We start from the raw sequence: 20,275 nt of genomic DNA, 5'->3' as shown, positions 1-20,275 counted from the left end.
AGTGTCGCCGGTCATGTCCTCCGTGTCCGAATCCGGCACCCCCGGTCCACCCGGTCCCGCTCCCACCGAACGCCGCTCCGTCGTGCGCATCGTCGCCGCGAGCATGCTCGGCACCACCGTCGAGTGGTACGACTTCTTCCTCTACGGCGTCGCCGCCGCGGTCGTCTTCCCGGCCGTGTTCTTCCCGGCCGCCGACCCGGTCGCGGGCACCCTGCTCTCGTTCGGCACGTTCGCCATCGGGTTCATCGCCCGGCCGCTCGGCGGCCTCGTCTTCGGTCACTACGGCGACAAGATCGGCCGCAAGAAGCTGCTCGTGCTGAGCCTGCTGATGATGGGGATCTCGACGTTCCTCATCGGCGTGCTCCCGAGCTACGCCACGGCCGGCGTGCTCGCGCCGACGCTGCTCATCCTGCTGCGCCTGATCCAGGGCTTCGCGCTCGGCGGCGAGTGGGGCGGTGCGGTGCTGATCGTGTCCGAGCACGGCGACGCGAGGCACCGCGGCTTCTGGGCCAGCTGGCCGCAGGCCGGAGCGCCCGCCGGACAGCTGCTCGCGAACGGCCTGCTGGCCGCCCTCGCCGTCTTCCAGTCCGAGGAGGCGTTCCTCGCGTGGGGCTGGCGCATCCCGTTCCTGCTCTCCGCCGTCCTCGTGCTGATCGGGCTCTACGTCCGGCTCTCGGTCGAGGAGTCGCCGATCTTCCAGGCCGCGCGCGCGAAGGCCGAGGCGGCCGCGCAGGACGCCCCGGCCGCGCCGCCCATCCTCGAGGTGTTCAAGCGGTACCCGCGCGAGGTGTTCGTCGCGATGGGGGCGCGGTTCGCCGAGAACGTCTCGTACTACCTGTTCACGATCGTCATCTCGACGTACATGAAGCAGCAGTACGACCTGCCGTCGTCGTTCGTGCTCAACGCCGTGCTGATCGGTGCGGCTGTGCACGTGGTGACGATCCCGCTGTGGGGCGCGGTGTCCGACCGCATCGGGCGCCGCCCGACCTACGTGATCGGCGCCGTCGGGGTCGGCCTGTGGGGCTTCGCCTTCTTCGGCCTGCTCGACACGCAGAGCTTCGCGCTGACCGCGGTCGCCGTCGTGATCGGGCTCGTGTTCCACGGCGCGATGTACGGGCCGCAGGCGGCGTTCCTCTCCGAGCTGTTCGGCACGCGGGTGCGCTACTCCGGGGTGTCGATCGGCTACCAGCTCGCCTCGGTCGCGGCCGGCGGGCTCGCCCCGATCATCGCCGTCGCCCTGCTCGGGGCCACCGGGTCGGGCCAGTCGATCGCGGCCTACCTCGCGGTGTGCTCGGTGATCACGCTCGTCGCCGTGTTCTCCTACTCCGAGACGCGGGACCGCGACCTCGGGGCGGACGACGGGGTGGTCGAGGCGGAGCCGACCCGACCTGCCGTCGGGAAGTAGCAGCCGGGGCGAGCGGAGCGACGGGGAGAGGGCTGGTGCGCGGGGCGTCCGGGGTGCTCCCATGCACCGTGCTCGTGGACGCCCTGCGGCTGCTCGCCGACGACGGTCCGGCCGCCGACCTGGAACGGGCGGCGGCCGCGCTCGCCGGCTCCGACCCGGAGACGGCGGCGCTGGTGCTGCGGGTGCGCTCGACGATCGAGGCGGGCCGGCGGCGGGAGGCCGAGCTCGCGGCGCTGGTCGACACCGCCCGCGACCTCGCCGCGGAGTCCGACCCGGGCCTGGTGCTCGACGCCATCGTGCGCCGGGCCCGCGCGCTGCTCGGCACGGACGTCGCCTACCTGACGCTCTACGACCCAGAGCGCGGCGACACGTTCATGCGGGCGACGGCGGGCTCGGTGTCGGCCGCGTTCCAGGCGCTGCGGCTGCCGGTGGGCGCGGGCCTCGGCGGGCTCGTGGCCCAGTCCCGGCACGCCCACTGGACCACCCGCTACCCCGCGGACGCCCGCTACCGCCACACCGACGAGATCGACGCGGCGGTGGGGGAGGAGGGCATCGTCGCGATCTGCGGGACCCCGCTGCTCGTGGGCGACGAGTTCGTCGGCGTGCTGTTCGCGGCCAACCGCTCCGCGCGCCCCTTCACCCCCGACGACGTGGCCCTGCTCGGCTCGCTCGCGGCGCTCGCCGCCGTCTCGCTCACCCAGACCCGGGCGGCCGCGGAGACGGCGGCCGCGCTCGCCGGACTGCGCGCCGCGCACGCCGACCTCGCCCGCGCCGCCGACGCGCACGACCGCTTCGCCGCCCTCGTCCTCGGCGGCGGCGACGTCACCGACCTCGCGGCCGCCCTCGCCGACCTGCTCGACGGGTGGGTGCGGGTGGTCGACGACGCCGGGGTGCCGATCGCGTCGGCCGGTCCGGTCCCGGACGGTCTCGACGTCCCGGCCTGCGTGCGTGCCGCGGCCGCCGACCCGGGACGTCTCGTCGCGGTGGAGGGCGCCGAGGCGGTGTCGGTCGTCGCGGCCCACCAGCAGCTCGCGACGATCGTGGTCCCGCCGCCCGCGCCCGGCGCCGCCTCGCAGGGACCGCGGTCGCGGATCGTCGAGCGCGCGGCCACCGTCAGCGCGCTGGTGCTGCTGTTCCGCGCCCAGGCCTCGGAGTCCGAGCAGCGCCACCGGGGCGAGGCCCTGCTCGAGCTGCTCGGCGGGGAGACCCCGACCGCCGCGCTGCGCGACCGCATCCGGACCCTCGGCGTCGAGATCCGCCGCCCGCACCGGGTGCTCGTCGCCCGCTGTGCCGAACACCAGCGCGCGCGGCTCGCGGTCGACGCCGCGCACGCGGTCGGCCGCGTCGGCCTCGTCGCGGAACGCCCGGACGCCGTCGTCGTGCTCGTTCCCGACGACGGGTCGGGGCGGCTGGCCGAGGACCTCGCCCGTCCGGCGTCGGACGAGTCGGCGGCGGTGACGGTCGGGGTGTCGGAGGCGGTGCTGCCCGCCGACGGCCTGGTGGGGGCCGCGGCGGACGCCCGGCGGGCCGCCGAGGCGCTCGTCGCGCTGGGCCGGGAGGGCCGGTCGGGGTCGGTCGCCGAGCTGGGGTTCGCGGCGCTGCTGCTGTCGCGGGCCCCCGACGTCGGCGGGTACGTCGAGAGCGTGCTCGGCCCGCTGCTCGAGCACGACCGGCGCCGCGGCACGGACCTCGTCGGCACCCTCGCGGCCTGGTTCGCGGCGGGCCGGTCGCCGACGCGGGCCGCGAGCGCCCTGCACGTGCACGTCAACACGGTGACCCAGCGCCTGGACCGGGTCCGCGCCGTGCTGGGCCCGGACTGGCAGGAGCCCGAACGGACCCTGGAGCTGCACCTGGCGCTGCGCCTGCGGGGACTGCGCATGTGAGCACGTCCCGTGGCCGGGGCCACGGACAGCGCTCACGGGCCGGTGGGGAATGCGGATGGACCGCGCGGAGTTGCGGCGGCTACAGTAGTTGACACTTCAACTTCGCAGGAGGTCGCCATGCAGTTCGGGGTCTTCACCGTCGGCGACGTGACGCCCGACCCGACCACGGGCCGCGAGCCGACCGAGGCCGAGCGCATCCGCGCGATGGTGACGATCGCGCGGAAGGCCGAGGAGATCGGGCTCGACGTCTTCGCCACCGGCGAGCACCACAACCCGCCGTTCGTCCCCTCGTCGCCGACCACGCTGCTCGGCCACGTCGCCGCCCTCACCGAGCGGCTGGTGCTCTCGACGTCCACGACGCTGATCACGACCAACGACCCGGTCAAGATCGCCGAGGACTACGCGATGCTGCAGCACCTCGCCGAGGGCCGCGTCGACCTCATGATGGGCCGCGGCAACACCGGCCCGGTCTACCCGTGGTTCGGCCAGGACATCCGCCAGGGCATCCCGCTCGCGCTCGAGAACTACGCCCTGCTGCGCCGGCTGTGGACCGAGGACGTCGTGGACTGGGAGGGCCGCTTCCGCACGCCGCTGCACGGCTTCACCTCCACGCCGCGCCCGCTCGACGGCGTCGCCCCGTTCGTCTGGCACGGCTCGATCCGCTCGCCCGAGATCGCCGAGCAGGCCGCCTTCTACGGCGACGGCTTCTTCCACAACCACATCTTCTGGCCCGCGTCGCACACGCAGCAGATGGTCGAGTTCTACCGGCGCCGCTTCGAGCACTACGGCCACGGCTCGGCCGACCAGGCGATCGTCGGGCTCGGCGGCCAGGTGTTCATGCGGAAGAACTCGCAGGACGCCGTCCGCGAGTTCCGGCCCTACTTCGACCACGCGCCGGTCTACGGCGGCGGGCCGTCGCTGGAGGACTTCTCCTCGCAGACGCCGCTGACCGTCGGCTCCCCGCAGGAGGTCATCGACCGCACCCTCGGGTTCCGCGACTACGTCGGTGACTACCAGCGCCAGCTGTTCCTCATCGACCACGCCGGCCTGCCGCTGAAGACCGTGCTCGAGCAGATGGACCTGCTCGGCGAGGAGGTCGTGCCCGTCCTGCGCCGCGAGTTCGCCGCCCTCAAGCCGGCCCACGTGCCGGACGCGCCGACCCACGCCTCCCTGCTCGCCGCCCGCGACGCGCAGGAGCCTGCCCTGGTCTGATCCGTCCCGACGACGGGTGCCGGGCGTCGTGCACGCGCCCGGCACCGTCGGGGCACGACCCGCCGTCGGGACGGGCCTCACGGCACGGCGGCCGGCTCCAGGTCGCGCAGCGCGCCCGAGGCCGCGACCGCCAGGACGACGGCCACCCACACGGCCACCACCGACAGCCCGGCCGCGACCGGGGTGGCCACCTCCGCGACCACGCCCGCCAGCCCGATCCCCGCTGGTGCCGCGACCTGCAGCAACGCGTTCTGCAGGCCCAGCACCCGGCCGTGCGTGGCGTCGGGGATCCGCTCGGCCTGCAGCACCCCCAGGATCGCACCGAGCGTGGCGTTCGACAGCCCGAGCAGCGCGGCCCCGGCGAGGACCACGACCGGCGAGGCGAGCGAGGCGATCGTCAGGAAGCCGGCCGTGGTCCCGGCGAGGGCGCCCACCGTCCACCACCCCCGCGAGCCGCGCACACCCGCCGTCGCGAAGGCCGCGGTCCCGACGAGCATGCCGAGGGCGAGGGCCGTCAGGACGAGCCCGAGCAGGTCGGCCCGGCCGAGGGCGCTGAACCACACGGGCAGGACCAGCCCCTGCAGCCCGCCGAGGACGACGGCGAGGCCGAGGGTGAGCCCGACCGTGCCGGAGAGGAACCGGCTGCGGCGCAGGACCCGCGCGCCCGCCGCGAGCTCGGCGAGCACCGAGCCGCGCGCCGCGACCTCGCCGACGCGTCCGAGGCGGTGGGGCAGCACGAGCGTCAGCAGCGCGGCGGCGCCGGAGGTGGCGGCGGTGACGAGGAGGACCGTGCTCCCGTCCACCAGGGTCAGCAGCGTCCCGGCGGCGGCCGGCCCGACGACCAGGGCGATCGAGGTCATGGCCTGGCGCAGCCCGACGAGCCGTTCGAGTGACACCCCGGTGTGCCGGGCGACGGCGGGCACCAGCACCTGGCGGGCGGTGAGTCCCGGGACGTCGCCGAACGCCCCGACGATCGCCAGCGCGACCAGCCAGCCCAGCGTGAGCCCGGTGAGCAGGTCGACGACGGGGATCGCGGCGACCGCCAGGGCCGAGACCACGTCGCTCACGATCGAGCTCGTCCTGCGGTTGACCCGGTCGATCACCAGGCCCGCACCCAACCCGATGACGAGCGCGGGTCCCGCCGTCGCGACCGAGACCGCGCCGACGCTCGCGGGGCTCCCCGTGGCCTGCAGGACGATGAGCGGCAGGGCGACCGCGGCGAGCCCGTTGCCGAGCAGGCTGAGCAGGTGCGCGCCGAGGTAGGCGAGGGCGACGACGGGCACGGCCGTCACCCCCTGCGGCCGACGAGCCGGCCCCGCAGGGTGAGGGCGCGCTCCGTGGCGGTGAGCGCCCCCACGATGCCGATGGCCGTCAACCACCCCGCGGACAGGGTGTGGGGCAGCGTGATCGTGCCGATCCGCGCGGCGATCTCGGGGTTGCGGGTCACCGACTGCGCGGCGTGCGCCAGCTCGATCGCACCGCACACGACGACGAGGAGGACCGCGAGCACGCCGAGTCCGCGGCTCGCGACCGGGAAGCGCCGGCCGAAGCGCGCTCGTCTGCCCTCGAGGGTGGACGGGTGCGGATCCAGCGTGCGCTCCGTGCCGTCGTGCGCCACGTGCGCCACCCGCTTCAGGCCGTGCTCGTCCTCCGCGAGCTCGACCACCCCACCGGGCACCACGAAGGTGGCGGGCAGGCGGGAGCGGGCGACCTGGACGCGGTCGCGGTACAGCCGGGCGACGCCGTGCCCGGTGTTCGGGTCGGCCCCGTACCGGACGTCGACGTCGAACCGGTGGCCCTCGAGGTCCAGCCCGAAGCGGGTCCGGGTGAACAGGTGCCAGACGCGGAGCTCGGGGAGGGCGCTCCCGTCGCCGGGCTCCACGCGGGCGAGCTGTCGCCGGCGGCGGTAGGTCGTGAGCATGCCGACGACGCTCGCCCGTGCCGCTGCGGCATCCTCCAGCAGGAGTGGTCCATGCCACAGCGGGGCTTGAGGGTGCCGCGACGGCATCGTTTCTCCTGCGGGCATGACCCGTTCCCCCGTCGAGTCCCAGCCCGTGTCCGTCGAGGACCTGTTCGCCCCGCCCGAGCGCGGCCGCCCGTCGATCTCGCCCGACGGGCGGTGGCTCGCCTTCCTCGCCCCGTGGCGCACGCGCCTGAACGTGTGGGTGGTCGAGCTCGACGACGACGGCGGGGTCGACCTCGACCGCGCCCGCCGCGTCACCGCCGACGACCACCGCCCCGTGATCGACCACCGGTGGACCGACGACCCGCGCTACCTGCTCTACCTGCAGGACGACGACGGCGACGAGAACCACCACGTGTTCCGCGTCGACCTCGACGACCCGGACGCCGACGCCGTCGACCTGACGCCCTTCCCGGGCGCGCGTGTCTGGGAGATGGTCGAGGTGCCCGGGCTGCCCGGCTCCGTCGTCGTGAGCCTCAACCACGTCGACCCCGCCCGCATCGACCTGTGCGAGCTCGACGTCGGGACCGGCGAGCTCACCGTCCTCGCCGAGGGCGGCGACGGGGCCTCCTGGTTCGTGACGAGCCGGCGCGAGCTCTACGAGGTCACCGTCACCGAGGCCGGGTGGGAGCTGCGGCAGGGCCTTCCCGGCGGGGAGCGCCGCGTGGTCACGACCTTCGCCGGGGACGACTTCCCGTACGGCCCGATGACGCGGCCCGCCCCCGACGGCGCGGGCCTGTGGTTCGGCACCTACGGCGACCACGACCAGCTCGCACCCGCGCGCCTCGACCTCGCGACGGGGGAGGTGACCGAGCTCGACCGGCACCCGACCCACGACCTCGACACGATCTCGGTGGTCGCCCCGCTCCTGCCGTCCCCGTGGATCACCGACCGCCGCACCGGCGAGCTGATCGGGGTGCGCTACTCCCGCGAGCGGCAGGTGATCCACCCGCTCACCCCCGGGTTCGCCGAGGTCCTCGCGGCGCTGGAGGGGCTCGCCGACGGTGACCTCGGCGCGGTCTCCTCGGACGGCTCCGGACGGTTCTGGCTGGCGACGTTCGCCGACGACCGCGACCCGTCGTCGTGGCTGTACGACCACGCGACCGGACGGGCACGGCTGCTGTTCCGTCCGCTCGGGCGGATCGACCCCGAGGCGCTGCCCCCGACGCGGGCGGTGTCGGTCATCGCCCGCGACGGCCTGGAGCTCCCGACCTACCTCACCCCACCCGTCGGGTTCGACCCCGACGAGCACACCCCGCCGCCCCTGGTCCTCATGCCGCACGGCGGACCGTGGTTCCGCGACCTGTGGAGCCTCGACCTGCAGACCCAGTACTTCGCCACCCGCGGCTACACGGTGCTGCGGCCCCAGTTCCGGGGCTCGACGGGCTTCGGCCGGCGCCACATGCAGGCCGCGATCGGGGAGTTCGCCGGCGCGATGCACGACGACCTGGTCGACGCGGTGGAGTGGGCCGTGACCGCGGGGTACGCCGATCCGGCCCGCGTCGCGATCTTCGGCGGCTCCTACGGCGGCTACGCGACGCTGGTCGGGGTGACGGTCACGCCCCACCTGTTCGCGGCGGCCGTCGACTACGTCGGGGTGTCCGACCTCGCGGCGACCATGCGCAGCTTCCCCGAGGCGGTGCGGCCCGGCCTGCGGCACAACTTCCACCGCTACGTCGGCGACCCCGACGTGCCCGAGCAGGAGGCCGACATGCTCGCGCGCTCGCCGATCACGCACCTGGACCGCGTCGAGACACCGCTCATGATCTTCCAGGGGGCGAACGACGTCCGGGTCCGGCAGTCGGAGTCGGACAACGTCGTCGAGCGGCTCCGCGCCCGCGGCGTCGAGGTCGCCTACCGCGTCTTCGCCGACGAGGGCCACGCCTTCGTCAACCCGGAGAACCTCATGACGATGTTCCGGGAGGCGGGGGAGTTCCTCGCGCGGCATCTGGGCGGGCGGCCCTAGTTCGCTCGCGCCGGCCGAGCGCCTGCAGCCGCCGGAGGACGTCGAGCTGGGCGGGGTTGAACACCTCCGCCGACACCTGCTCCACGGTACGCCGGTAGCGCTGCGGGTTCCCCGAGCCCAGCGCGTCGATCCCGGGGAAGCGTTCCCGGAGGACGTGGAGGTCCGCCAGCATCCGGTGGGCGAGGCCGTCGCGGGCGGCCTCGTCCGCGTCGGCCGGCAGGGCGTCGAACTCGTCGTCGCTCGCGGAGCGCGCGTCGTCGGTCAGCAGCTCCGCGTAGACGCTGCGTTCCTCCGGCGCCAGGAGCCGGCCCATCACGGTCGCGAACCGGCGGTCCGGCTCCGAGAGCGCCGCGGCCTTCCCGACGACCGCGAACTCGGCCGGGAGGTCGGTCGGCAGGCGTTGCTCGAGCATCGCGGCGACCTCCGCCCGGACCTGCTGCAGCCGCTCGATCTGCGCGACGAGGTCGGCGTCGAGCGCGCGCAGCGCCTCCTCGGGGTGCTCGTCGCGGTCGCCGAGCTCCGCGATCCGGCCCAGCCCGAACCCGAGGTCGACGAGCCGCTTGATCCGCAGCAACCGGATCAGGTGCGTCACGCCGTACTGCTTGTAGCCGTTCGACCGTCGTTCCGGCTCCGGGAGGAGCCCGACGTCGTGGTAGTGCCGCACGCTGCGCAGGCTCGTCCCGGCGAGGTCGGCGATCTCCCGGGTGCTCCAGGTCATCGGCTGCTCCCGGTGCTGCGGGCGGCCACCCGCGCCGGGGTGACGAGACGGTGGGTGGTCCGGCGGAACGCCCAGAAGACCACGAGGGCGACCAGCGCCGTCAAGGGGACACCGAGGACGATCCGGGCCAGCGCGAGCCCCGCGACCGACTCCGTCCACCACAGCAGACCGCTGATGAGCGCCCGGGCGCCGAACATCGACGCGGCGGCGGCCGTCGCGAGGTCGTGCGCGCGGCGCGACGGCCGGTCCTCCCGCCACGGGTGCCCGCCCCCGTGCAGCGCGTTCCAGAGCACGCCGGTGACGGGGCGGCCGAGGACGAAGGAACCCGCCGTCGGGACGAAGAACGCGGCGGACGTGACGACGCCGACCAGGAAGAAGTCGCTCGCCGACCCGGTCCACAGCGCGATCCCGGCGGCGATCCCGACGCCGAGGACCCCGCCGAGCGCGGCCGCGGTCTCCTCGCCGCGGAGCTTCCGGATCACCCCGAAGACCACCGCGACCGCGAGCGCGACGCCGGCCGTGACCGGCAGGGACGTGACGTTCGTGAGCATGGCGAACACGACCTGCGGCCCGCCGGTGCCGACGATGCCCCACCAGCCGCCGAGGCGGTCGAGCACGGTCAGCGGGCGGACCTCGGGGAGCGGTTGCGTCTCGGGTGACATGGGCGTGAGGAGACGCCATGACGTGGCGGCACACTCAAGCCTCACGTGGTCCGGCACCGGGTGCGGCGTCCACGGCCGCGGCGCACGAGCACGCCCTCCGCACCCGCGAGGATCGCCTCGCGGGTGCCCGCGGGCCGACTCACCGGGTGTCGACGACCGGGCGTCGCGGGGGCAGCGGTCCGTCGGCGGCGTCGAGGGCCGCGAGCACGACCGCCGCGGTGTCGGCCGGGTCGATCACGTCGTCGATCTCCACCACCTCGGCGGCCGAGAGCGCCTTGCCCTGCTCGTAGAGCGCCGCGACGAGCTCGTCGTACCGCGCCTGGCGCTCGTCCGGCCCGAGGGCCGCGAGCTCCTTGGCGTACCCGAGCCGCACCGCGCCCTCGAGCCCCATCCCGCCGAACTCCCCGCTCGGCCAGGCCACCGTGGCCACCGGCACCCGCATCGAGCCGCCCGCCATCGCCATCGCGCCGAGCCCGTAGGCCTTGCGCAGCACGACGCACACCACCGGCACCCGCAGGTTCGCGCCCGTGACGAACATCCGGGAGAAGCGGCGGACCGTCGCGGTGGCCTCGGCGTCGGGACCGACCATGAAGCCCGGGGTGTCGCACAGCGACACCACCGGCAGCCCGCGCGAGTCGCAGAGCTGCAGGAACCGGGCCGCCTTGTCGGCCGCCTCGGCGTCGACGGCGCCGCCGAGCCGGCGCGGGTCGTTGGCCATCACCCCGATCGGCCGGCCGCCCAGCCGTGCGAACGCCGTCACGATCCCGACCCCGTACCGCGGCCGCAGCTCCAGCAGCGACCCGACGTCGACCAGCCCGTCGACCGCCGCGCGCACGTCGTAGACCCGCAGCCGGTTCTCCGGCACCACGTGGCGCAGCACCCGCGGATCGGGCCGGGGGCCGGGGACGACCCGGTCCAGCGCGAGGTAGCGCCGCGCCACCGCGACCGCCTCGGCCTCGTCGCCGACCAGCACGTCGACGACTCCGTTCGGCACCTGTACCGACGTCGGCCCGACGTCGTGCGGGTCGACCTCCCCGAGGCCGCCGCCCGCGATCATCGCCGGGCCGCCCATGCCGAGGTTGGCGCCCTCGACGGCGACGACGAGGTCGGCGCAGCCGGCCAGCGCGGCGTTGCCGGCGAAGCAGTAGCCGGCGACCACGGCCACCGTCGGGACCCGCCCGCACAGCTGCGCGAACAGCGCGAACGTCGGCACGTCGAGCTGGGCGACCGCGATCGTGTCGGTCTCGCCCGGCCGTCCGCCGCCGCCCTCGGCGAACAGGACGACGGGCAGGTCGTGGTCGAGCGCGAGCTGCAGGGCCCGGTCGGTCTTCGCGTGCGAGAGGACGCCCTGGGTGCCGGCGAGCACGGTGTAGTCGTAGGCGAGGACCACGACGCGTCGCCCGTCGACCGCACCGATCCCCGTGACGATGCCGTCCGCCGGGGTGCGTTCGCGCAGGTCCTCCAGCGACCGGCGCTTCCGTTGGGCGGCCACGGCGAACGCGCCGTACTCGACGAAGCTGCCCTCGTCGCACAGGTCGGCCACGTTCTCCCGGGCCGTCCTCCGGCCTGCTTCCCGACGACGGGTCACGGCGGCCGGGCGGGCCTCGTCGCGCGTGAGGCGGCGCCGGTCGAGGACCTCGGCGAGGTCGGGGCGGACGTGGTCGGGGTCGACGGCCTCCGCCGTGCCGTCCCCGGCCGCCGCCCCGCCCGGCTCGAGCACGGCGAGCACGTCGCCCTCGGCCACGACGTCGCCGATCGCCACCGCGATCTCCACGACCGTGCCGCCCTCCGGCGCCGCGACCACGTGCTCCATCTTCATCGCCTCGAGCACGACGACGGCCGCGCCCGCGGCGACCGTGCTGCCGGGTGCGGCCTCGACGGCGACCACCGTGCCGGCGGTGACGGCTGTCAGTGGGTCGCCGTCTCCCGTCGGCAGGGGAACCCTCGTGCCGAAAGAGCGCTCGGATCCTCCCCTCACGATCTCGGGGAGCAGCCGCTCGACCAGCCCCGTGTCGGGCGCGAGCACCTCGGGCCGGGCGAGCAGGGCGCGGAGCACCGGGATCGTCGTCGGGACGCCGTCGAGGTCGAAGCCCGCCAGCGCCCGGTCGAGGTGGGCGAGGGCGCGGGGGAGATCGGCGTCGTGGACGACGACCTTGGCCAGCAGCGAGTCGTACCGCGGATCGACCGTGAGCCCGGCCCGTCCGTGGGTGTCCACCCGCACGCCCCGGCCCGACGGCGGGGTGAACCGGCTCAGCGTCCCCGCCGCGGCGCGGACCGAGGCGTCGGCGCCGAGCGTCTCGGCGTTCACGCGGGCCTGGACGGCGACCCCGCGCGGCTCGGTGGCGAGCGCGAGGTCCGCGAGCCGCGCGCCGGCGGCGACCCGGAGCCCGGCCGCGACCAGGTCGACGCCGAGGACCTCCTCGGTGACCGTGTGCTCGACCTGCAGCCGCGGGTTGACCTCCAGGAACGCGATCGCGGTGCCGGCGACGAGGAACTCGACGGTCGCGAGCCCGCGCAGGTCCGCGGAGGCGCCGAGGGCGTGGGCGTACGCGTGGAGCCGGGTACGGACCTCGTCGGGAAGGTCCGGCGCCGGAGCGATCTCGACCATCTTCTGGTGCCGCCGCTGCAGGCTGCAATCGCGGTCGGCGAGGACCGCGACGTCGTGGCCGTCGCCGAGCAGCTGCACCTCGACGTGCCGGGCGCCCTCCAGGTAGCGCTCGACGAAGACACGGTCGTCGCCGAACGCGGCCCGCGCCTCGGCCGCGGCGGCCCGGCGGGCCTCGTCGAGCTCCGTCCGGTCTCGGACGACCCGCATGCCCCGGCCCCCGCCGCCGGCCACGGCCTTCACGACGACGGGGGTGGTCCCGTCGTCGTCGAGGACCGGCACGCCGAGCTCCGCGGCACGCGACCGGGCGAGGGCCTTGTCGCCGAACAGCGCGAGGGCGTCGGGGGAGGGGCCGACGAAGACAATCCCCGCCTCCTCGCACGCCCGTGCGAGGGCCGGGTTCTCCGACAGGAACCCGTAGCCCGGGTGCACGGCGTCCGCGCCGGCCTCCGTCGCCGCGGCGACGACCGCCTCGACGTCGAGATAGGCGGCCGGTCCGGTGCCGGGGAGCACCTGCGGTGCCGGCAATGCGTCACTGCCGGCACTGGACGCCAGGAACGCCACATCGTCGGCGGCGTGGACCGGTACCGCCTCGAGCCCGAGCGCCGCGACGGCGTCGGCGATGCGGACGGCGATCTCGCCACGGTTGGCGATCAGGACACGGCGCACGGCTGGTGGCTCTGCCTCGTGAGTAGTTGTGGCGGTCATACCCGTCACAACTACTCACGGGGCCGAAGGCCACCTGCGGGGGCTGAACACCCGGTCGGCCACCCACCGGGTCTGCGACGAACCGACGATCAGCAGCGTCCGCATGTCGATCTCCGACGGCTCCAGGGCGCCGAGCTCGACGACGCGCACCGACTCCTCGGGCCCGTCGACGTCGCGCCCGATGATCACCGGGGTCGACTCGTCGCGGTACTTGAGCAGGATCTCCTTGGCCGCCTCGACCTGCCAGGTGCGGGACCGGGACGCCGGGTTGTACAGCGCGATCACCATGTCGGCGTCGGCCACCGCGGCGAGCCGGCGCTCGACGACCTCCCACGACTTCAGGCGGTCCGACAGCGAGATCGTCGCGTAGTCGTGGCCCAGCGGCGCCCCGATCCGGGCGGCCACGGCGTGGGCGGCGGTCACCCCGGGGAGCACCCGCACCTCGACGTCGGGGTAGTCCTCCGCCGCGACCTCCACGACCGCCGACGCCATCGCGAAGACCCCGGGGTCACCCGAGGAGACCACCGCGACCCGTCGTCCGGAACGCGCCAGATCCAGAGCGTAAGCGGCACGCTCGGACTCGACCTTGTTGTCCGAGGCGTGCACGCGCTGGCGCGGGTTGTGCGGCACGCGCGCGGTGTAGGTGGCGTAGCCGACGACGTCGTCCGCCCCGGCGAGGGCGCTGAACGCCTCGGGCGTGAGGCGGTCGCGGCTGCCGGGGCCGAGTCCGACGACGGTCACGAGGCCCGTCGACGGTGTGGCGTCCCTGTCACTGGGTGCAAGCAGTGACGCATTGCTGGCACCCCGTGCCCCGTCCGCCCGCGCCTGCTCCGTCGTCGCCACGTGCACGCGCGACGGCACGATCCCGACGCTGAAGTACGGCACCGACGCCGGGTCGACGTCCTCGAGCAGCCCCTGGCGCTCCTCGACCTGGCTGGCGCGCTCCACGTAGCGGGCCTCGTCGGCGCGGCCGGCGGTCCGCAGCGCCGTCCGGACCCCCGTGAACGTGCGGCCCAGCTTCATCACCGCGGCGGCGTCGGTGTCGGCCAGGCGCCGGGCCAGCTCGTCGGGCGGCAGCGTCCCGGGGAGCACGGTGAGCACCTCGTCGCGCTCCACCAGCGGCGTGCCCAACGTGGCGGCCGCGGCGGACACGCTGGTCACGCCCGGGACCACCTCCGCGGGATACCGGTGCGCGAGCCGCTTGTGCAGGTGCATGTAGGAGCCGTAGAAGAACGGGTCGCCCTCGGAGAGCACCACGACGTCGCGGCCGGCGTCGAGGTGCGCGGCCAGCCGGGCGGCCGCCTCGGTGTAGAAGGCGTCGATGCGGCCCTGGTAGTCGTCGGTGTCCTCGGTGGTGACCGGGTAGGTCAGCGCCTCCTCGATCTGCGCGCCGAGGTACTGCGCCGCGATCCGCCGCGCGTTCGACCGGCCGTGCCGCGCGCAGTGGTAGGCGACGACGTCGGCGGCGCGGATCAGGTCCACCGCCTTCACCGTCATCAGCCCGGGGTCGCCCGGACCGACGCCGACCCCGAACAGTCGGCCGGTCACGCCGTCGCCCCGAGCGCGAGCGCGTTCACGGCCCCGACCGTCATGGCCGACCCGCCGCGACGCCCGTGCACGACGACGTGCTCCAGCTCCGACGGGTGCGCGGCCAGGGCGGCCTTCGACTCCATCGCGCCGACGAAGCCCACGGGTAGCCCCAGCACGACGGCGGGTCGCGGCGCGCCCGCCTCGATCATCTCGAGCAGGCGGAAGAGCGCGGTCGGGGCGTTGCCGATCGCCACCACCGCGCCCTCGAGCAGCGGCAGCCACAGGTCGAGGGCGGCCGCGGAGCGCGTCGTGCCCAGCAGCGCGGCCTTGGCCGGGACGTCCGGGTCGTTGAGCGTGCAGACCACGTCGTTGCCGGCGGGCAGGAACCGCCGCGTGATCCCGGAGGCGACCATCATCGCGTCGCAGAGCACGGGGGCGCCGGCGCGCAGGGCGGCGTGCGCGGCCGCGACCGCCCCGGGGGTGACCGCGGTGTCCGCGCCCAGGTCGGTCATGCCGCAGGAGTGGATCATGCGCACGACGAGGTCGTGGGCGTCCGCCGGCAGGTGCCCGAGCTCGGCCTCGGACCGGATGATCGCGAACGAGCGGCGGTAGATCTCGTCGCCGTCGACCACGTGGGCCGGCACCGCCCGCGAGTCCGGCGTGTGGATCTCCCGTCGCTCCGCCTGCCCGGTCTGGATCACGCCCGTCGCCGGGGCCACGTCGCCCGAGATCATCCGTTCACCCTCCCCGAGCGCACGACCGTCCGGTACGTGCCGCTCGTCTCGTCCGTCTGCCCGACCGCTTCCACCACGGCGACCCTGCCACCCGGGGTCCCGCACGCCCGCCCGCAGCCCACCCAGTGCTGCCGGACCTGCCCGCCGACGTGCCCGGACGCGACGGCCGCGGCCAGGTCGCCCCGCACGTCGGTCAACGACTTCCGACACCGCGGCGCCCCGACGCACGCCGAGACCCCGCGCCACCGCGACGCCGGGTCGATCTCCACGAGCCCGTCGAGCCGGGCCTCCGCGTCCGCGGGCGCGTCGCGCAGCACGAGCGTGCGCCACGGGGTCGCGCGCAGCGTGGCGCCGCGGTCCAGCAGCTCGAGCAGCGCCGTCACCGTCGGCAGGTCGACCTCGCCGAGCCGGGGGAGGACCTCCAGCGCGGTCCCGTCCCGCCCCAGGCGCGTCGGGTCCGCCGGTCCCGGCCGCACGGTCCCGACGCCGGGTGCGGTGCGGTCCGCGAGCGCCTCCAGCATCGCGCCGCGGGCCGCGTCGTCGAGCTCGCGCACCCGCCAGGCCGAGCCGCGGTGCGTGGTGAACGCGTCGACGGCCGCCAGGGCGAGGGCCGCGGGGTCGTCGTGCCGGAGCCCGGTGTCGACCCCGTCGAGCAGCAGCGCCGCGGGCCCGTCGAGCACCACCGTGACGTCGGCGCCCTGGCCGCTGACGTCACCTCCGGTGACAGCAGTGCGTCGCTGCCGGCACTCGACGCCAGGAGAGCCACACCGTCGATCCTCGATCGCCACCAGCAGCCGCCCGGGCACGTCCACGCGCCCCCGGAGCCCGTCCGCGACCGCCCTCGCGACCGGGTCGACCGCCGCCGAGCGGGGGGAGGCGATGATGGAGCAGGGCACGTCGCGGCCGCGGGCGTCCACGAGGGCGTCGGGGCGGTCGTCGCGGAGCGCGTCGGCGAGGTCGTCGGCGGTGGTTCCGGCGAGCCCGCGCACCTGCCACGATCCTCGGGAGGTCAGTTCGATCGGCGACCCGCCGGACGCGGCCGCGCCCGCCAGCAGGCGGAGCTCGGTGGCGGTGGTGGCCCCGCCGACCGGTCGGAACCGGGCCAGCGCGCCGTCGGCGGCGTCGTGCCGGCGCCAGGCGCCGGGGCAGGCGTCGGGCCGTGATCGGGTGCGGGGCATCGGCCACACAGTACGGCCGATGACACACGGTGTGCGCAGATGATGAGATGTTGCGCGTGCTGCTCCTTCTCTCGACCTCCGACACCGACCTCCGTTCGGCCCGGGCCGGCAGCGAGGGGGCGGCCGACGGGGCCCTGGCCTGGCGCTGGGCGAACCCGTCGCGGATCGACCCGGACGCCGACCTGCCCGGCCTGCTCGAGGGCGTCGACCTCGTCGTCGTGCGCCTGCTCGGGTCGCGCCAGTCCTGGGAGACCGGGCTCGACCTACTGGCCGCGGGGCCACGACCCGTCGTCGTGCTGGGCGGGGAGCAGACGCCCGACGCGCAGCTGATGGAGTCCTCCACCGTGCCGATCGGGGTCGCGACCCAGGCGCACCTCTACCTCGCCCAGGGCGGCCCGGACAACCTGCGCGAGCTCGCCGCGTTCCTCTCCGACACCGTGCTGCTCACCGGGCACGGCTTCGCGCCGCCCGCCGAGCTGCCGACGTGGGGCCGCCTGCCGGGCTGGACCGCCGACGATGTGGCGAAACTGCCACTGGACGCCAGCAACGACGCTTTCCTGTCACAGGGCGAGAAGCCCCGCATCGCCGTCGTCTACTACCGCGCCCACCACATGGCCGGGAACACCGCGTTCGTCGACGCCCTCTGCCACGCCGTGGTCGAGGCGGGCGGCCTCCCGGAGCCCGTGTTCTGCTCCAGCCTGCGCAGCCCGGACGCGGAGCTGCTCGACGTCCTGAAGACCGCCGACGTGCTGGTCACGACGGTGCTCGCCGCGGGCGGGTCCAAGCCCGCCGCCGCGTCCGCCGGGGAGGACGACGAGTCGTGGGACACCGGCGCGCTCGCCGCGCTCGACGTCCCGATCCTGCAGGCGCTCTGCCTCACCCGCTCCCGCGACGAGTGGCTCTCCGACGACGACGGCGTCAGCCCGCTCGACGCCGCCAACCAGGTCGCGGTCCCGGAGTTCGACGGCCGGATCATCACCGTGCCGTTCTCGTTCAAGGAGACCGACGCCGACGGTCTGCCCGTCTACGTGGCCGACCCCGAGCGCGCCGCCCGGGTGGCGGGCCTCGCGGTGAGCCACGGCCGGTTGCGGCACCTCACCAACGCCGACAAGAAGGTCGCGCTGGTGCTGTCGGCCTACCCGACGAAGCACGCCCGCATCGGCAACGCGGTCGGGCTCGACACCCCCGCGTCGGTGGTCGCCCTGCTGCATGCCATGCGCGACGCGGGCTATTGGATCGGCGACGTCCCGGGCCTCGAGGAGCGCGACGGCGACCTGCTCATCCGCGCCCTCATCGACGCCGGCGGCTACGACCAGGACTGGCTCACCGAGGAGCAGATGGCGGCCAACCCGGTCCGCATCGACGCCGCGGAGTACACGGCGTGGTTCGAGACGCTGCCGGAGGACTTCCGCGCCGGCGTGACCGAGCACTGGGGCGAGGCACCGGGCTCGATGTTCCTCGACCAGGGCGCGATCGTGCTCGCCGCCCTCGAGCGGGACCACGTCGTCGTCATGATGCAGCCGCCGCGCGGGTTCGGGGAGAACCCGATCGCGATCTACCACGACCCCGACCTGCCGCCCTCGCACCACTACCTCGCCGCCTACCGCTGGCTGCAGTCCGGCTTCGGGGCGCACGCGGTGGTGCACGTCGGCAAGCACGGCAACCTGGAGTGGCTGCCCGGCAAGACGGTCGCGAGCAGTGCGAGCTGCGCCCCCGACCCGATCCTCGGCGACCTCCCGCTGGTCTACCCGTTCCTCGTCAACGACCCGGGCGAGGGCACGCAGGCCAAGCGCCGGGCCCACGCCACCCTGGTCGACCACCTCGTGCCGCCGATGGCGCGGGCCGAGTCCTACGGCGACCTCGCGCGCCTCGAGCAGCTGCTCGACGAGTACGCGTCGATCCAGGCGATGGACCCGGGCAAGATCGAGGCGATCCGCGGGCAGATCTGGCAGCTCATCCAGGCCGCCAAGCTCGACTCCGACCTCGGGGTGAACGACCAGCCCGACGACGAGCGCTTCGACGACTTCATCATGCATCTCGACGGCTGGCTCTGTGAGATCAAGGACGCGCAGATCCGCGACGGCCTGCACGTCCTGGGCCGGGCGCCGGCCGGCCAGGAGCGGGTCGACATGGTGCTCGCGGTGCTCCGGGCCCGGCAGATGTGGTCGGGCACGCAGGCGCTGCCCGGGCTGCGCGAGGCGCTCGGGCTCGACGAGTCCGCGGGCGCGGCCAGCCGGATCGACGTCGACCGCGCCGAGGAACTGGCGCACTCGCTCGTCGTCGGGATGGAGAAGCGCAGGTGGCTTCCCGACGAGGCCGCGGACGTGACCCTGGAGGTCCTGTCCCGCCAGGACGAGACGGTCGAGCGCATCCTGCGCTTCGCGGCCACCGAGGTGGTCCCGCGGCTGGACCGGACCACCGAGGAGATCGACGGCGTCCTGCACGCCCTCGCGGGCGGGCACGTCAAGGCGGGGCCGTCCGGGTCGCCGCTGCGCGGGCTGGTCAACGTGCTCCCGACCGGCCGGAACTTCTACTCGATCGACCCGCGCGCGGTCCCGTCGCGCCTGGCCTGGGAGACCGGCCAGATGCTGGCCGACTCCCTGCTCGAGCGGTACCGCGACGACCACGACGGCGAGTGGCCCACGAGCGTGGGCCTGTCGCTGTGGGGGACGGCGGCCATGCGCACCAGTGGTGACGACGTCGCCGAGGCGCTCGCGCTCATGGGCGTGCGGCCGGTGTGGGACGAGGCGTCCCGTCGCGTGACGGGGCTCGAGGTGGTCGACGCCGCCGAGCTCGGCCGGCCCCGCGTCGACGTCGTGCTCCGCATCTCCGGGTTCTTCCGCGACGCGTTCCCGCACGTCGTGGCGACGATGGACGACGCGGTGCAGCTCGTCGCCGGGCTCGACGAGCCCGACGAGGACAACTTCGTGGCCGCCCACGCCCGCGCGGACGCCGCGACCGGCTCGAGCTGGCAGCAGGCGACGACCCGCATCTTCGGCTCGCCGCCCGGGGCCTACGGCGCCGGCCTGCTGCAGGCGATGGACTCCCGCGACTGGCGCGGCGACGCCGACCTCGCGGCGATCTACACGACGTGGGGCGGGCACGCCTACGGTCGGGACCGGCACGGCGAGTCGGCGGTCGAGGAGATGAACGCGGCCTACCGGCGGATCGCGGTGGCGGCGAAGAACATCGACACCCGCGAGCACGACATCGCCGACTCCGACGACTACTACCAGTACCACGGCGGCATGATCGCCACGGTCCGCGCGCTGACCGGGGCGGCACCCGCGGCCTACGTCGGCGACTCGACCCGCCCCGAGTCGGTGCGCACCCGCTCGCTGATCGAGGAGACCGCGCGGGTGTTCCGCTCCCGCGTGGTCAACCCGCGCTGGATGGCCGCGATGCGCCGGCACGGCTACAAGGGTGCCTTCGAGATGGCCGCGACCGTGGACTACCTGTTCGGCTGGGACGCGACCGCGGGCACCGTCAGCGACTGGATGTACGGCTCGCTGACCGAGAACTACGTGCTCGACCCGGAGAACCGGGAGTTCCTGCGCGAGGCCAACCCGTGGGCGCTCCACGGGATGGCCGAGCGGCTCCTCGAGGCCGTGGACCGGGGACTCTGGGAGAACCCGGACCCGGCGATGGTGGAGTCGCTGCGCGAGGCGTTCCTCGAGGCGGAGGGCGACGCCGAAGGTGCCTGACGGCAGG

At 74.9% G+C, this 20,275-nt stretch carries 13 protein-coding genes; 5 read left to right on the top strand and 8 right to left on the bottom strand.

Annotated features, from left to right (window positions below; genetic code table 11):
* Positions 1-13: 13 nt before the first annotated feature.
* The 3 genes from LN037_RS02020 to LN037_RS02010 all read left to right on the top strand — a co-directional run bounded on the left by LN037_RS02020 (position 14) and on the right by LN037_RS02010 (position 4,500).
* Positions 14-1,405 carry an MFS transporter gene (locus tag LN037_RS02020; protein WP_372460345.1) on the top strand — a complete coding sequence of 464 codons (1,392 nt, stop codon included), beginning with the start codon at positions 14-16 and terminating at the stop codon, positions 1,403-1,405.
* Positions 1,406-1,440: 35 nt separating this feature from the next.
* Entirely contained in the window at positions 1,441-3,288 is a 1,848-nt protein-coding gene (locus tag LN037_RS02015) for a helix-turn-helix domain-containing protein (protein WP_230749309.1), read from the top strand.
* A 117-nt stretch (positions 3,289-3,405) separates the two neighbouring features.
* On the top strand, positions 3,406-4,500 hold the full coding sequence (locus LN037_RS02010) for an LLM class flavin-dependent oxidoreductase (protein ID WP_230749306.1): 1,095 nt from the start codon (positions 3,406-3,408) through the stop codon (positions 4,498-4,500).
* A gap of 77 nt (positions 4,501-4,577) precedes the next feature.
* Here the strand turns inward: LN037_RS02010 and LN037_RS02005 are convergent, their stop codons facing one another.
* On the bottom strand, positions 4,578-5,783 hold the full coding sequence (locus LN037_RS02005; protein WP_230749304.1) for an MFS transporter: 1,206 nt from the start codon (positions 5,781-5,783) through the stop codon (positions 4,578-4,580).
* 5 nt (positions 5,784-5,788) lie between these two features.
* Positions 5,789-6,421 (bottom strand): hypothetical protein, encoded by a 633-nt coding sequence (locus tag LN037_RS02000; RefSeq protein ID WP_230749302.1) that lies wholly within the window; start codon positions 6,419-6,421, stop codon positions 5,789-5,791.
* Between the two features lie 103 nt (positions 6,422-6,524).
* On the opposite strand from LN037_RS02000, the gene LN037_RS01995 reads away from it, so the two are divergent.
* Positions 6,525-8,429 carry a S9 family peptidase gene (locus LN037_RS01995; RefSeq protein WP_230749300.1) on the top strand — a complete coding sequence of 635 codons (1,905 nt, stop codon included), beginning with the start codon at positions 6,525-6,527 and terminating at the stop codon, positions 8,427-8,429.
* Here the strand turns inward: LN037_RS01995 and LN037_RS01990 are convergent.
* From LN037_RS01990 to LN037_RS01965, 6 genes are all read right to left on the bottom strand, one after another.
* Positions 8,368-9,147: a MerR family transcriptional regulator gene (locus tag LN037_RS01990; RefSeq protein WP_230749298.1), complete on the bottom strand. Its 780-nt coding sequence runs from the start codon at positions 9,145-9,147 to the stop codon at positions 8,368-8,370. The two genes, LN037_RS01995 and LN037_RS01990, sit on opposite strands and share 62 nt — an antisense overlap.
* Positions 9,144-9,809 (bottom strand): DUF3159 domain-containing protein, encoded by a 666-nt coding sequence (locus tag LN037_RS01985; RefSeq protein WP_230749296.1) that lies wholly within the window; start codon positions 9,807-9,809, stop codon positions 9,144-9,146. Before LN037_RS01985 ends, LN037_RS01990 begins: the two co-directional genes overlap by 4 nt.
* A 139-nt stretch (positions 9,810-9,948) precedes the next feature.
* Positions 9,949-13,083, bottom strand: coding sequence for an acetyl-CoA carboxylase family protein (locus LN037_RS01980; protein WP_230749294.1), 3,135 nt, complete (start codon positions 13,081-13,083; stop codon positions 9,949-9,951).
* Between the two features lie 54 nt (positions 13,084-13,137).
* The gene (locus tag LN037_RS01975; protein WP_230749292.1) at positions 13,138-14,670 is read right to left on the bottom strand and encodes a precorrin-2 C(20)-methyltransferase; all 1,533 of its coding nucleotides are present in this window, start codon (positions 14,668-14,670) and stop codon (positions 13,138-13,140) included.
* The gene (locus tag LN037_RS01970) at positions 14,667-15,386 is read right to left on the bottom strand and encodes a precorrin-8X methylmutase (RefSeq protein ID WP_255692712.1); all 720 of its coding nucleotides are present in this window, start codon (positions 15,384-15,386) and stop codon (positions 14,667-14,669) included. Before LN037_RS01970 ends, LN037_RS01975 begins: the two co-directional genes overlap by 4 nt.
* Positions 15,383-16,564: a ferredoxin-like domain-containing protein gene (locus LN037_RS01965; protein ID WP_230749290.1), complete on the bottom strand. Its 1,182-nt coding sequence runs from the start codon at positions 16,562-16,564 to the stop codon at positions 15,383-15,385. Before LN037_RS01965 ends, LN037_RS01970 begins: the two co-directional genes overlap by 4 nt.
* Positions 16,565-16,620: 56 nt before the next feature.
* Here LN037_RS01965 and cobN point away from each other — a divergent pair, with 56 nt between their 5' ends.
* The gene (gene cobN, locus LN037_RS01960) at positions 16,621-20,268 is read left to right on the top strand and encodes a cobaltochelatase subunit CobN (RefSeq protein WP_230749288.1); all 3,648 of its coding nucleotides are present in this window, start codon (positions 16,621-16,623) and stop codon (positions 20,266-20,268) included.
* The last annotated feature ends 7 nt before the right edge of the window (positions 20,269-20,275 follow it).

Origin of the sequence: Actinomycetospora soli (assembly GCF_021026295.1) — a bacterium.
In the GTDB taxonomy this organism is placed as follows: Bacteria; Actinomycetota; Actinomycetes; order Mycobacteriales; family Pseudonocardiaceae; genus Actinomycetospora; species Actinomycetospora soli.
The sequence above is the reverse complement of the archived record's forward strand: the minus strand, read 5'-3'. Positions and strand labels throughout refer to the sequence as shown.

What these genes read in the sequence shown, in the direction of transcription:
- LN037_RS02020 (WP_372460345.1), top strand. Translation starts at nt 14, where the DNA reads ATGTCCTCCGTGTCCGAATCCGGCACCCCCGGTCCACCCGGTCCCGCT.
- LN037_RS02010 (WP_230749306.1), top strand. Translation starts at nt 3,406, where the DNA reads ATGCAGTTCGGGGTCTTCACCGTCGGCGACGTGACGCCCGACCCGACC.
- LN037_RS02000 (WP_230749302.1), bottom strand. Translation starts at nt 6,421, where the DNA reads ATGCTCACGACCTACCGCCGCCGGCGACAGCTCGCCCGCGTGGAGCCC.
- LN037_RS01995 (WP_230749300.1), top strand. Translation starts at nt 6,525, where the DNA reads ATGACCCGTTCCCCCGTCGAGTCCCAGCCCGTGTCCGTCGAGGACCTG.
- LN037_RS01990 (WP_230749298.1), bottom strand. Translation starts at nt 9,147, where the DNA reads ATGACCTGGAGCACCCGGGAGATCGCCGACCTCGCCGGGACGAGCCTG.
- LN037_RS01985 (WP_230749296.1), bottom strand. Translation starts at nt 9,809, where the DNA reads ATGTCACCCGAGACGCAACCGCTCCCCGAGGTCCGCCCGCTGACCGTG.
- LN037_RS01970 (WP_255692712.1), bottom strand. Translation starts at nt 15,386, where the DNA reads ATGATCTCGGGCGACGTGGCCCCGGCGACGGGCGTGATCCAGACCGGG.
- LN037_RS01965 (WP_230749290.1), bottom strand. Translation starts at nt 16,564, where the DNA reads ATGCCCCGCACCCGATCACGGCCCGACGCCTGCCCCGGCGCCTGGCGC.